General features: G+C 30.9%; 13 protein-coding genes. 8 read left to right on the top strand and 5 right to left on the bottom strand.

What is annotated here, in order from left to right; translation table 11 throughout:
* Positions 1 to 10 precede the first annotated feature (10 nt).
* The 7 genes from purF to H2684_RS00690 all read left to right on the top strand — a co-directional run bounded on the left by purF (position 11) and on the right by H2684_RS00690 (position 8,206).
* Positions 11 to 1,420 carry an amidophosphoribosyltransferase gene (gene purF, locus H2684_RS00720; RefSeq protein WP_182087437.1) on the top strand — a complete coding sequence of 470 codons (1,410 nt, stop codon included), beginning with the start codon at positions 11 to 13 and terminating at the stop codon, positions 1,418 to 1,420.
* Between the two features lie 62 nt (positions 1,421 to 1,482).
* Positions 1,483 to 2,478 (top strand): phosphoribosylformylglycinamidine cyclo-ligase, encoded by a 996-nt coding sequence (gene purM / locus H2684_RS00715; protein ID WP_182087436.1) that lies wholly within the window; start codon positions 1,483 to 1,485, stop codon positions 2,476 to 2,478.
* A complete protein-coding gene (gene purN / locus H2684_RS00710) occupies positions 2,466 to 3,080 on the top strand; it encodes a phosphoribosylglycinamide formyltransferase (RefSeq protein ID WP_182087435.1) in 615 nt (204 codons plus the stop codon). The genes purM and purN overlap by 13 nt, the downstream gene beginning before the upstream one ends.
* Positions 3,081 to 3,109: 29 nt before the next feature.
* Positions 3,110 to 4,609, top strand: coding sequence for a bifunctional phosphoribosylaminoimidazolecarboxamide formyltransferase/IMP cyclohydrolase (gene purH, locus H2684_RS00705; RefSeq protein ID WP_182087434.1), 1,500 nt, complete (start codon positions 3,110 to 3,112; stop codon positions 4,607 to 4,609).
* Between the two features lie 43 nt (positions 4,610 to 4,652).
* A complete protein-coding gene (purD, locus tag H2684_RS00700) occupies positions 4,653 to 5,900 on the top strand; it encodes a phosphoribosylamine--glycine ligase (protein WP_182087433.1) in 1,248 nt (415 codons plus the stop codon).
* A gap of 229 nt (positions 5,901 to 6,129) precedes the next feature.
* A complete protein-coding gene (locus H2684_RS00695; RefSeq protein ID WP_182087432.1) occupies positions 6,130 to 7,134 on the top strand; it encodes a phosphodiester glycosidase family protein in 1,005 nt (334 codons plus the stop codon).
* A 16-nt stretch (positions 7,135 to 7,150) separates the two neighbouring features.
* A complete protein-coding gene (locus H2684_RS00690) occupies positions 7,151 to 8,206 on the top strand; it encodes a hypothetical protein (RefSeq protein WP_182087431.1) in 1,056 nt (351 codons plus the stop codon).
* Positions 8,207 to 8,216: 10 nt separating this feature from the next.
* Here H2684_RS00690 and H2684_RS00685 read toward each other — a convergent pair whose 3' ends face one another.
* Positions 8,217 to 9,110 (bottom strand): MBL fold metallo-hydrolase, encoded by an 894-nt coding sequence (locus H2684_RS00685; RefSeq protein ID WP_182087430.1) that lies wholly within the window; start codon positions 9,108 to 9,110, stop codon positions 8,217 to 8,219.
* Complete coding sequence (locus tag H2684_RS00680; protein ID WP_182087429.1) at positions 9,111 to 9,743, bottom strand: 5-methyltetrahydrofolate--homocysteine methyltransferase; 633 nt, start codon at positions 9,741 to 9,743, stop codon at positions 9,111 to 9,113.
* A 248-nt stretch (positions 9,744 to 9,991) separates the two neighbouring features.
* Here H2684_RS00680 and H2684_RS00675 point away from each other — a divergent pair, with 248 nt between their 5' ends.
* On the top strand, positions 9,992 to 10,774 hold the full coding sequence (locus H2684_RS00675) for a DeoR/GlpR family DNA-binding transcription regulator (RefSeq protein WP_182087428.1): 783 nt from the start codon (positions 9,992 to 9,994) through the stop codon (positions 10,772 to 10,774).
* A gap of 62 nt (positions 10,775 to 10,836) precedes the next feature.
* Here H2684_RS00675 and tkt read toward each other — a convergent pair whose 3' ends face one another.
* From tkt to rpiB, 3 genes are read right to left on the bottom strand one after another with little or no spacing between them, the layout of a single operon-like run.
* Positions 10,837 to 12,819, bottom strand: coding sequence for a transketolase (tkt, locus tag H2684_RS00670; protein ID WP_182087427.1), 1,983 nt, complete (start codon positions 12,817 to 12,819; stop codon positions 10,837 to 10,839).
* A 33-nt stretch (positions 12,820 to 12,852) separates the two neighbouring features.
* Positions 12,853 to 13,500 (bottom strand): fructose-6-phosphate aldolase, encoded by a 648-nt coding sequence (gene fsa / locus H2684_RS00665; protein ID WP_182087426.1) that lies wholly within the window; start codon positions 13,498 to 13,500, stop codon positions 12,853 to 12,855.
* Positions 13,501 to 13,544: 44 nt separating this feature from the next.
* Complete coding sequence (gene rpiB / locus H2684_RS00660) at positions 13,545 to 14,003, bottom strand: ribose 5-phosphate isomerase B (protein ID WP_182087425.1); 459 nt, start codon at positions 14,001 to 14,003, stop codon at positions 13,545 to 13,547.
* Positions 14,004 to 14,150 lie beyond the last annotated feature (147 nt).

The raw sequence follows: 14,150 nt of genomic DNA, 5'->3' as shown, positions 1-14,150 counted from the left end.
AAAAAATCTAATGCATATTTCAGATGATAAGTTTAAAGAAGAATGCGGAGTATTCGGAATATTTTGTAATGAAGATAATGTAGATGTAGCATCTGTAACTTATTATGGACTTTATGCACTTCAACATAGAGGTCAAGAAAGTGCAGGAATAGTTGTATCTGATGGAGAGAAACTTAACTGTCATAAGGGAATGGGACTTGTAGCCGATGTGTTTGACAAGAAAGTACTTAATAGTTTAACTGGGAATAGTGCTATAGGCCATGTTAGATATTCTACAGCAGGGTCAAGTAATATAGAAAATGCACAGCCTATTGTTAAAGAATATAGTGAAGGAAGTATTGCTATAGCTCACAATGGCAATCTTGTAAATGCTAAATTGGTTAAAGATCATATGTCAAAGTGTGGATGCTGTTTTGAAAGCGAAGCAGATACAGAAGTTATACTAAATCTCATAGTGGATAGTAAGTGTTCAAAGCTAGAAGAAGCTATTTCCGATTCACTTAAAAATATAAAAGGTTCTTATGCTCTTGTTGTTTTAACTAAAGATAAACTTATTGGAATAAGAGATCCAAATGGTATAAGACCTCTTTGTATTGGAAAAATAGGTAAAAGCTATATATTGTGTTCTGAAAGTTGTGCATTAGATGCTGTAGGAGCTGATTTTGTAAGGGATGTGCTTCCAGGAGAAATTGTAGTTATTGACAAGAAAGGGATAGAATCAAGTAAATTTACAAAAAATATAGAATGTAAAACTTGTGCTTTTGAATATGTGTATTTTGCAAGACCTGATAGCACTATAGATGGTATAAATGTATATAAGTCAAGAGTAAATGCTGGTAAAATACTCTATAGAGAAAGTCCTGTAGAGGCGGATGTTGTAATTGGAGTTCCAGACTCTGGAATACCAGCAGCCATTGGATTTGCAGAAGAATCAGGTATTCCATATGGCATAGGATTCATAAAAAACAAGTATATAGCAAGAACATTTATTGCACCTTCAAAGGAACTTAGAGAAAAATCTGTTTCAGTAAAATTAAATCCACTTAAGATGAATGTTGAAGGCAAAAGGGTAGTTATTGTAGATGATTCAATTGTAAGAGGTACTACAAGTAAAAGACTTGTTGAGATACTCAGAAAAGCAGGGGCAAAAGAAGTTCACTTTAGGGTATCATCGCCTGTTGTAAAATGTCCGTGTTATTTTGGAATTGATACACCTTATAGGAAAGAATTAATTGGGGCAAATTTTTCAGTTGAAGAAATAAGAGAAAAAATAGGTGCAGATAGTCTTGCTTATATAGATATTTCAGGAATGATTGAATCCTTTGGAAAGAAGAATAGAAAAGATTATTGCCTTGGTTGTTTTAATGGGGAATATCCAATGCCTACTCCGGATAAAGAATATGACACGACCATAGTATAATTGCAGAGGAAAAATTTAAAAAGGCTAAAAATTGAGGTAAAATATTAATAAGGAGTGGTATAATGACAACATACAAGGATTCTGGTGTTAACATTGAAGAAGGATATAAATCAGTAAAATTAATGAAGAAGTATTCTAAAGCTACTTTTATTCCAGGAGTTTTAAATGGACTTGGAAGTTTTGCAGGAATGTTTGAACTTGGAGAATATAAAAATCCTGTGTTGGTATCTGGTACAGATGGAGTAGGTACAAAACTTAAAATAGCATTTCACAAGAAAAAGTATGACACAGTTGGAATAGATTGTGTGGCAATGTGTGTAAATGATATACTTTGCCATGGTGCAAAACCAATATTTTTTCTAGATTATATAGCTTGTGGAAAACTTGAGTCGAAAGTTGCATCTGATATAGTAAAAGGGGTTTCAGATGGATGTATTCAGGCAGGTTGCGCACTTATTGGGGGAGAAACAGCTGAAATGCCTGGGTTTTATGATGAAGGAGAATATGATATTGCAGGATTTGCTGTAGGAGTTGCAGAAAAGGACAACATAATAGACGGAAGTACAGTTAAAGAAGGGGATACCCTTATAGGACTGGCTTCAAGTGGTATTCATAGTAATGGATATTCACTAGTTAGAAAGCTTATAGAGGATTTAGATGCTCCATTTTTAGATAAAACTTTTGGAGATGAGCTTTTAACTCCTACAAGAATATATGTTAAACCTGTAAATGAGCTTATAAAGAATTTTAATATTAAGGCTATGGCTCATATAACAGGAGGGGGCTTTTTTGAAAATATACCAAGAATGTTTAAAGATGATTTTACAGCTGTAATAGATAAAAATAGTTTTCCAATTCCAAAGATATTTAAGCATATTATGAGTCTTGGAGTAGATGAAGAGGAAATGTACAATACATACAATATGGGGATTGGTTTTGTGCTATGTGTTGCACCAGAGGACGTTGATAGTATAATGAAAAAACTTTCTGAAATGGGAGAACGTTCCTATGTAATCGGAAGTGTAAAAAGAGGAGATAAAAAAGTATGTTTAAAATAGCTGTTTTAGTATCTGGCGGAGGAACGGATTTCCAGTCAATAATAGATGCTATAGACTCAGGCTATATTAAAAACTGCTCCATAGAAGCTGCAATAAGTGATAGAGATGGAATTTATGCTCTTTCAAGAGCTAAAAAAAATAATATTAAAACTTATGTGTTTGATAGAAAAATATATAAAGATAAAATATCTTCTTGTATACTTAATGTACTTTATGGAAAAGTTGATTTAATAGTATGTGCTGGTTGGCTTTCCATATTGAAAGGAGATCTTATTTCAAAGTTTAAAAATAGGATAATAAATATACATCCTTCTCTTATACCATCTTTTTGTGGAAGTGGAATGTATGGAATAAAAGTTCATGAGAAAGTTATTGAATATGGAGTCAAAGTTTCAGGGTGTACGGTTCATTTTGTAGATGATGGAACAGATAGCGGACCTATAATAATGCAGAGGACTGTTCCTGTATATTTTGAGGATACACCTCAAACTCTCCAAGCTAGGATACTTGAGGAAGAGCATAAAGTTCTTCCTGAAGTTATAGGACTTATTTCTAGGGGTAAAGTTAAAGTTTTTGGAAGAAAAGTTAAAATTTTAGAATAGATTTATGTAAAATTTGGAGGTTATAAAAAATGATAAAACGTGCATTATTAAGTGTATATGATAAAAGTGGTATTTTAAAATTGGCACAGTTTTTAGTAAATAGAGATGTGGAGATAGTATCAACAGGGGGAACTTATAAATATCTAAAAGAAAATGGTATTCCTGTAGTAGAAGTATCAAGCATTACTGGTTTTGATGAGATACTTGATGGGAGAGTAAAGACACTACATCCTGTAATTCATGGTGGAATACTTGCAAGGCGTGATAGTAAAGAACACATGGACACTCTTAAAGAGAAGAATATAACTCCAATAGATATGGTTGTTGTAAACTTATATCCATTTTTTAATAAAGTTGATAGTAATATAGAATTTAATGAAAAAATTGAATTTATAGATATAGGTGGGCCTACAATGATAAGGGCAGCAGCTAAAAATTTCAAAGATGTAATTGTAGTTACAGATGTAAATGATTATGATGGAATTATAGAGAAATTAAAAGAAAATGGCGATGTAGACTTTAATACAAGAAAGAAGCTGGCAGGGAAGGTATTCAATTTAATGTCTGCTTATGATGCATCTATTGCAAACTTTCTTTTAGATGAAGAGTATCCAGAGTACTTATCACTTTCATATAGAAAAAATTCAGATCTAAGGTATGGAGAAAATCCACATCAAAGTTCAGCTTACTATACACCTACAGTTGGAACTTACCCAATGAAAAATTTTGAAAAATTAAATGGAAAAGAACTTTCATATAATAATATAAAGGATATGGATATTGCATGGAAAGCAGTAAATGAATTTGATGAAATATGTTGTGTTGCAGTAAAGCATAATAGTCCTTGTGGTGCTGCAATAGGAAGTACACTAGTTGATGCATATAAAAAGGCATACAGTTGTGACCCTACTTCAATATTTGGAGGAATTGTAGCTGTAAATAGAAGGATGGATAAAGACACTGCAGAGGAAATAAGCAAAATATTTGTTGAAATAGTTATTGCACCTGATTTTGATGAAGATGCACTTTTAGTTTTAATGAAAAAGAAGAATTTGAGAATAATAAAGTGCAGTGTAAAGCCTACAAATGATTTTGAAATTGTAAAGGTAGATGGAGGAATTCTCGTTCAATCAGCTGATAATAATTTAGTTGAAAAAATGGAAGTTGTAACTGATAAAAAGCCAGATCAAAATGAAATAGATAATTTGATATTTGGAATGAAAATTTGTAAATATGTAAAATCAAATGCAATTGTTGTAGTAAAGGATTTTATGGCAAAGGGAATTGGCGGCGGTCAAGTAAATAGGATATGGCCTGCATGTCAAGCTATGGATAGAGCAGGAGATGGAGTATGTCTTGCATCTGATGCATTTTTCCCATTTGGAGATGTTGTAAAAGAAGCTGCAAAACATGGAATAAAGGCTATAATACAGCCAGGTGGATCCATAAGAGATAAGGAATCAATAGATGAGTGTAATAAAAATGGAATATCAATGGTGTTTACAGGTATAAGACATTTCAAGCACTAGTTAAAATTTCATTTAACCATATTTTATGTTGGGAGGAAGTTTTGTGAAAGTACTTGTAATCGGATCAGGTGGGAGAGAACATGCAATAGCTTGGAAGGTATCTAAAAATAAAGATGTAGATATTGTTTTTTGTGCACCAGGAAATGGGGGAACTGATTTAGAGGATAAATGTGTAAATGTTGATATAAAAGATGATGAAATTAAAAAGCTTGCTGATTTTGCACAGGAAAAGAAAGTGGATTTGACTATTGTTGGACCGGAAGTTCCACTTGTACTTGGAATAGTAGATGAATTTAAAACTAGAGGTCTATCTATTTTTGGACCAGATTCTAAAGCTGCACAGCTTGAAGGAAGCAAGATTTATGCTAAGAATTTCATGAAAAAATATGGAGTTAAAACAGCACAGTACAAGAGCATTGAAGATCCTGAAAGTGCATTTGAATACATAAAACAGTGCAGATATCCTGTTGTAATAAAAGCAGATGGCTTAGCTGCTGGAAAAGGCGTTTCAATATGTAAAAATTATGATGAAGCTTTTTCAAGTATAAATGAATTTATGGTAAATGATATATTTAAAGGTTCTGGAAAGAAGATTATAATAGAAGAATTCTTAGAAGGAGTAGAAGCTTCCATACTATCTATAACTGATGGAAAGTGTATAGTTCCATTTATATCTTCCAAAGATCATAAACAGATATATGATGGAGGAAAAGGACCAAACACAGGTGGAATGGGTGCCATTGCTCCAAATCCATATTGTACTAGCAAAGTACTTAAAGAGTTTGAAAAAGATATAATGAATCCAACTTTAGAGGGAATAAAAGGTGAAAATCTAGATTATAAAGGTATTATATTCTTTGGACTTATGATAACTAAAAGAGGAACTTATCTTTTAGAGTATAATGTGAGAATGGGGGATCCTGAAACTCAGGCGGTACTTCCACTTATGGAAAGTGATTTTGTTGAACTTATATATTCTGCATTAAATGGAGAACTTTCAAATTTCAATATAAAATGGAAATCAAGTGCTTGTTGCTGTGTTGTAGCTGCATCTTCTGGATATCCTTTAAGTTATAAAAAGGGATTTGAAATTAAGGGTATAGAATCCTGTAAAAATATATTTGCATCTGGAGTGAAAAGAGAAAATGGAAAATTTAAGACAGATGGAGGTAGGGTTTTGTGCACCTATGGACTAGGAGATGACTTAAAAAAAGCAGTTGAAACAGCTTATGATAATTTGGAAAAAATAGATTTTAAAGGTAAGTACTTTAGAAGCGACATTGGAAAATAATTTAATTTAATAAATTATTAAATTAAAAAACACTTTGGATTTTAAATCCAAAGTGTTTTTAAGTAAATATAACCAATATTGCTTATCTAGTACTTAAATTGGTATAATTATGTTACGAATTTTTTACAAATAGTTTTTTTAGTAGAAATAATTATGGAATAATAGTAAAATATGATTTATAATACTTATTTTATGTAACTAGATGCCTATTTTATGGAGGTAAAATTATATGAGTACTCAAAAGAGAAGTTTAAAAAGACGGAGGAGGAAAAAGAAAAAGTTTAGGTTGATTTTATTTTTTATATATGAATTTATAATTGCCACAATAACTTCGCCTCTACTTGTTTTTTATGGCCCTTTTACAGGTGTAAGAGATATGGTGGTAAATACAGCTATGCAGACTTTTACACACCAATACATAGCCACTACATTTTTATCAAAGGAAAAGATTAATGAAATATTAAATAATAGCAAACAAGGTGAAATAGAGGGAACTCAAACTGAAAATAGTGAAGGAGTAAGTATAGAACATAGAAATGACAAGGGAATAGAGCAATATGAAATACCTGGTTCCAGATTTGATGGATACATACTTGAAGTTAAAGATCCTACTAGGATAAAAATAGGATATACAAAGCACCTTGGAAAAGTTGGTGAAAAGACAAGTGAAATAGCAGAAGATCACAATGCAATAGCAGCTATAAATGGTGGAGGATTTCAGGATAAGGCATCAAATGGAAAACTTTGGACTGGAACTGGAGGTTATCCTGAAGGTATTGTAATTTCAAATGGGAAGAGCATAAATTCAGATGTAAATCCGGAAAGCAAGCTTAGTGTAGCTGCTTTTGATTCAAATGGAAAACTTATTGTTGGATATCACAGCCTTAATGAATTACTTGCAGAAGGCGTAAAGGAAGCACTTTCTTTTGACACTCCTCTTATAATAAACGGTAAAACTGTAGCTGTAAGTTCAGGACTTAATCCAAGGACTGCAATAGGACAAAAAAGTGATGGTACTGTTGTACTTCTAGTTATAGATGGGAGAAATGGGGTTAAGCTTGGGGCTAGTTTGAAAGAAGTTCAAACTATACTGCTTCAGCGAGGAGTAGTTAATGCTGCAAATCTTGATGGAGGTTCTTCTTCCACTATGTACTACAATGGAGAGGTAATAAATGATCCATGTGACTGGAATGGAGAAAGAACTGTGGCTACGGCAGTATATGTAGAACGTTAGAGGAGAGTGTATTTTTATGAAAGTACTTAAGAGATTAATTATATGGACTTTATTACCTATAATTCTTGAATTTATTGGGTTGTTTTTTATTGATAAAGTCTATATTAAAGACCAGGAAATTTTTAATATAAAAAAAATTGATATATCAGGTGAGAAATCTCCTACTAAAATTAAAGTTAAGGTTCCTGAAGATGCAGAAGATATAAAAGTATCATATAATGGCAGCTATATATCTTATAATGAAGATGGAACTATATATGTAGTTAATACAGATACAAATGATAAAAAAGAAGTTGATGTAGATTCTGATTCTAGCTTATCTTATTATAGATGGGATTTAGAAAGCGATGTAATACTTATGGCTGAAAAGTTTTCAAGAGCAGGTTCAAGTTATTTGAAATTTGTTGCCTATGACGCAAAGAGAGATACTTCTGAGGAGCGTAAAAATGGGCAAGAACCACTTGAAATACTTTTACCAAATAGTAATTACGAAGTTAAAAATATTGCTTTTTCAGGAGCAAGCAATGTAACTTATGTAACTTCAGGGGAAGATGGAGAGGTAGGAAGAATATATAGAATAGATCGTATGACTGCCTTAAGCAAGATTGATTTTGGTGGAATTCGACTTGGAGATAAGATAGCAGCAATAAATAACCAAGATGGTGATCAAATAGTTTATGAAGATAGAAGTACAAACAGAATAAGAATAGGAAGAAGTGGAAGTGTTATAGCTACTGGAGAAAATGGCATGCACTATCTTCTTGGAACGGATAATGATGAACAGGTTTATATAGGAAATGGTGAAAACAATGAGATAAACAAGATATTTGTTATAAACTTAAGTGATGATACAAGCAACAGAAAAACATATACCCTTTCTCAACCTGTAAACAAGAAGAATATTTACATATCTAGAGATGGAAATATTTATATAAATAACTCATCGGAAAACACTATTACTGAAGTAAAGAGCAAGAAGTCGATAGAATATGAAGGGGAATTTCTTGGAATTTATAACTATGGTGTTATAAGTAGAGATGGAAATAAGGTTGTGGGAACACTGTTTGATTAATCAGTGTTCCTTATTTTGCTTTAAAATAGTACATTTTTCCGTCCTCTATAGAACAGTCTATGAGTTTTTCGTTGTATAGATAGGATATGAAAGCAGATACTCCTGAAAGATTAAGATAGTATTCATTGAAATTAAGTTTTAGGTTGTTAAGTATTGTTATATTTTCTAAAATATCTTCCCTCGTCAGAGGTTGATCTAAAAGTTCAAGTATTTCATCTTTATAGTTTTCTATATTTTTTATATTCCTGTCTGCAATAGTAACTATTTCATCTTTTGAAACAACACCATTAGAATGACTTATTAGAAAATAATCTGCATCTATTTCCTTTATGGCATTTAAGGTATTAAGGCTGTCTGATATATTGTACAGATATGGAAAGGAATATTTATCTAGTATTTCGCTGCTGAAGATAGAATCTCCAAGAAAGCACACTTTATCTTGGGTAATTATTCCTATGTGCTCTATTGAATGACCAGGAAGTTTGATTATATTAAATTTTTCATCGCCTATTTTATTTATTCCATAGTCAAGTACATAATCTGTAGGTATTGGCTTGTTGCTCCTGTTAAGTGACTTAGGTGGATACGAAGAACTTAAAATAGAGGCGTGAAGATATTCATTTTCCATAAATACTTTTTCTCTGTAAGATGTATATACTAAAACTCCTGGATAGTTTTTTTGAAAGTATATATTTCCTCCGCAATGATCAATATGATTGTGGGTGTTTATTATATACTTTGGATGTAAATTGTTTTCTATAATTACTTCATCTAGTTTTTTTGCAGCAGAGTTATTTAAACCTGTGTCTACAATAAGACAATTTTTGTTTTTGAATTTGAATATTCCTGAATTTGTTGGTGCATCTATATAATATGTATTACCATTTATCTTGTTTAAATTCATCTAAATCAATCCTTTCTTTATATTACATGAGTCTTTATTTTTACAGTTATCACAGCTGTGATCTAGCTTGTTTAAGGCTAATTTTGAGTCTGCGCCATATAAATATGCCATTGAGTATATAGGATTTAGCATGAAGCTTTCTTCAGCTTTTATATCAAGAGGGCCTTCGTTTTTTAGAATATCTATTATATATTTTTGATATTTTAATGGAAAATTTTTATTTCCAGGTGATATTCTAGGGGTAAGTCCCAAATTCAATTTTGAAGCTTTTTTATATATTTTCTCAAATAATTGAGAGGCCACTTCAAATAGATAGAAAACTGCCATTGAATCAAGTACAAGAGCACTTTTTATATCTTTTTTATCAAATAATTCATCTATTTTTTTACTTATGGAGTTTCCAAGGGTTACGGCACAGAAAATTGTATAATCATATTTATCTGTAACTGAAATTTTAGAGTTTTTTTCTGATTTAAATACACCATATGGATTGGCATATTCATATAAAACAGGTAAAAGAGAGTTAAAGATTAAGTTGCATTCATTTGGTTTTAAAAATTTATTGTAATATGATAGCTTAGATATAACTTCATCTTTTTTTATTTTAAACTGAAAATCTATATATATGTTCAAATTTATTCCTCCTGAAAAATACTATATTTAAAATTATACACCAATAAAATTGTATGTAAAAAAATTACGCTATAAATTTTTGTTCTTAGAGTTTCTATTAGGATTATTATCTGATATAATTTTAATAGAGTTTTACTTTCGTTTTAATTTTATATGTTTTCGTTTTGCTTAAAAAATTTAGTAATTCTCTAAAATATACTATTTTATATAAATCAAATATTAAAAAACAATAAGAAAGAGGGGAAATTATGCTTGCTTTTGAAAGACACAATAAAATATTGGAGTTGTTATATAAAAATAAGAAAGTTACAACACATGGATTAAGTGAAATGATTAATGTTTCTGCATGTACTATAAGAAATGACTTAAATAAATTGGAAAAGGATGGACTTATAAAGAGAATTCATGGAGGGGCTGTTCTTCCTGAAACTGTACAAAAAAGAGATTTAAGCTTTACAATTAGAAAAGGTAAAAATCAAGATGAAAAAAATATTATAGGTAAAAAAGCCTATGATTTTATAAAAGATGGTCAATGTATTATAATAGATGCAAGTTCAACTGCAGTATCTTTTGCAAAGTATTTAAGTAAAACTGACTTCAGAATTACAGTATTGACAAATGGAATATATACAGCTCTTGAACTTAAAGACAATAACAATATAAATGTAATTCTTGTAGGTGGCGTTGTAAGATCAAAATCAGGTGCACTTGAAGGATTAATGGGTAAAAATTTAATTTCACAGATTAATGCTGATATAGCTTTTTTGTCTGCACGCGGTTTTACGTTGGAACAGGGTCTTACAGAATTTAATATATATGAGGCGGAATTAAAGAAACTTCTTGTGTCTAGAGCTGAAAAGATTGTTGCTATGCTTGATTTTTCAAAACTTGAAGTTAATTCGATATCAAGCTTTGCAGATTCAAAAAAAGTTGATACAATAATTACTGATTCAAATTCTCCAGAAAATGTACTTGATAAGTATAGAAAATATGGCATAAATGTAGTTGTTGCTGAAAATGAACATATGTAATAAAGAACTATTTCCTCTATATGGAAATAGTTCTTTGTTTAGTAATTTTATATTTATAAAATTTATAAAAGTTTTTCAGCTTCAGATACTACATTTTCTACAGTAAATCCAAAGTTTTTAAATAGATTAAGAGCAGGTGCAGATGAACCAAAATGATCGATTGATATTATTTTACCTTCAAGACCAATGTATTTGTACCATCCAAAAGAAGAGGCAGCTTCTACGGCCAATCTTCTTTTTACTGATTTTGGTAGTATTTTTTCTTTATAGTCATCATCTTGTTTTTCAAATACTTCAAAAGAAGGGAAACTTACAACTCTTGTGTCGATACCTTTTTCTTCTAGTTTTTGCGAAGCTTTGTATATAAGTTCTACTTCAGATCCAGATGCCATTAAAATTAAATCTGGAATTTTATTTTTGCTATCCTTTAAGATGTATGCTCCTTTTAAAGCATCCTTTCCGGTTTCTTTATAAAGGGGAACAGTTTGCCTTGTGAGTATTATTGAAGTAGGGCCTGTTTTATTTGAAAGAGAGTAATACCATGCAGCAGCTGTTTCCTTTGAATCTGCAGGTCTATATACTGTCATATTAGGTATACTTCTAAGAGAAGCTAGATGTTCTATAGGCTGATGAGTTGGACCATCTTCTCCTACACCTATGCTATCGTGAGTTAACACATATGTTATAGGAAGTTTCATAAGAGCAGATAGCCTCATAGCAGCCTTCATATAGTCACTAAACACAAGGAATGTAGATACATAAGGTATTAATCCTCCATGAAGATATATTCCATTTGCAATGGCTGCCATAGCATGTTCCCTTATTCCAAAATGCAAGTTCCGTCCAAGTCTATTTTCTTTTGAGAAATCTCCACCGTTTTTTATATGAGTTTTATTTGAAGGAGCAAGATCTGCGGAACCACCAATTAGATTTGGTATTTTAGCAGAAATTTTATTTATTATTTCACCAGAAGCGTTTCTTGTTGACATTTCCTTTTGGAATGACCAAAAGTTATTGTCATTTAAAAATTCTTTAGAAAGATTATTTTTTTGATACATATTCCATTCTTTTGCAAGCTCTGGAAATTTATTATCATATTCAGATTTTAACTTATTCCATTTTTCTTCTTCTGATTCTAAAGCTTTAATTGTTTTATCCATATATTCCTTAACTTCATCGGGTACATAGAATTTTTCTGTATATTTCCAATTCAAAAATTTCTTTGTATCTTTTATATTTTCTTCTCCAAGAGGTTCTCCATGTGCAGAAGATTTACCTTGTTTTTCTGGACATCCATAACCTATTTGAGTCTTTACTATTATAAGTGTTGGTTTATTTTTTTCTTTTTTTGCTACATCAATTGCGGTTTCAAGCACTTCAATATCGTTTCCATCATTTATATTCAGTACTTGCCATCCATATGATTCAAATCTTTTATTTATGTTTTCAGTGAAGGTTATATTTGTGTTACCTTCAATAGTTATATTATTTGAGTCATAAAGCACAATTAATTTACCAAGTCCAAGTGTGCCTGCAAGTGATGCGGCTTCTGAAGAGATTCCCTCCATCATACATCCGTCACCTGCAAGACAATATACATTGTGATCAACTATAGGATAACCAGGCCTGTTGAATTTAGCTGAAAGATATGATTCTGCAAGTGCCATTCCAACAGCGTTTGCAATACCTTGTCCAAGAGGTCCAGTTGTTGTTTCAACTCCAACAGTGTGTCCATATTCAGGATGTCCAGGTGTTTTACTTCCCCATTGACGAAATTGTTTTAAATCATCAATAGTTAAACCGTATCCAAATATATGAAGGAGAGAATATAAAAGAGAAGAACCGTGACCAGCAGATAATATGAATCTATCTCTGTTTTCCCAATTTGGATTTTTAGGATTGTGTTTCATCATTTTTGCCCATAATGTATATGCAATAGGTGCAGCTCCAAGTGGAAGGCCAGGATGTCCAGATTTGGCTTTTTCTATGGCTTCTACAGATAAAAATCTAATTGTGTTTATTGTTAATTGATCTAGTTCTTTCATTGAGAGCACATCCTTTCATATGAATGTTTGATATTATTTTTTAAAAGCTGATTTCCAGTCTTGTAGAAATCTTTCTATTCCTATATCAGTCAATGGATGTTTTGTCATCTGTATTAAAACTTTATATGGAACTGTAGCTATATCACATCCTGCTTTTGCAGCGTTTATTACATGGAGAGGGCTTCGTACGCTAGCGGCTATTATTTCTGTTTTTATATTATAATTTTTAAATATTTTAGTTATATCTTCAACAAGTTTCATACCATTCGATCCTATATCATCAAGTCTTCCAAGAAAAGGACTTACATAGGAAGCACCAGCTCTTGCAGCTAAAAGTGCCTGAGATGCAGAGAATATTAGAGTTACATTTGTGTGTATACCTTCTTTTGAAAGTATTTTTACTGCTTTTAATCCTTCTGTTGTCATTGGAATTTTTATTACTATATTTTTGTGTATTTTAACTAGATCTCTTGCTTCTTCTATCATTTCATTTGATTTAAGACCAATTACCTCAGCGCTTATAGGACCATCTACAATTGTTGTAATTTCCTTAACTACATCTTTGAATTCTCTTCCTTCTTTTGCAATTAAGGATGGATTTGTAGTAACACCACATATAATTCCCATTTCATTTGCTTTTTTTATCTCATCTACATTAGCTGTATCTATAAAAAATTTCATACAATTACCTCCAATAATTATAAAAAAGTAAATTTTGTTTTTTATTATTTTAAATCTTTTCTGAAATTTTTGTCTATTTCATTTATTAAATTAACTTTTGGAGTAGATCTTCCATCTACAAATTCAGAATTTAACCATATATTTAATAGATATTTTGCAAGTGAAGGACCTACTACTTCGGCACCAAAGGTAGCAATTTGTGCTTTATTACTCTTTTGTGCTCTTTCTGCAGAATAGATGTCATGACATACAGCAGCACGTATACCTGGAACTTTATTAGCAGTTATAGCCATTCCTATTCCTGTACCACAAATTAAAATACCTCTTTCAAAGTTTCCTTTAGCAACTTCTTTACTTACCTTTAATGCAATTTCTGGATAGTATGTTGATTCACCTTTATTTGATCCAAAATCAACATATTCAATGTTTTTCTCCTTTAAAAAATCCATTAATTCCAGCTTTAATTCATATCCATTTTGGTCACAGCCTATAGCTATTTTCATTATAATCAACCCTTTCAAAATAAATTATATTTTAATTATATATAATTTTATGTTTATTATTATTTTATACTTTGTTTACGTTTATATTATCATTTAAAAATAATATTTCCAAATCTATAATTTTATGATTAGAGTAAGTTAGTTTAA

This window comes from Clostridium sp. cel8 (assembly GCF_014050525.1).
Lineage (GTDB): Bacteria > Bacillota > Clostridia > Clostridiales > Clostridiaceae > Clostridium_B.
The sequence above is the reverse complement of the archived record's forward strand: the minus strand, read 5'-3'. Positions and strand labels throughout refer to the sequence as shown.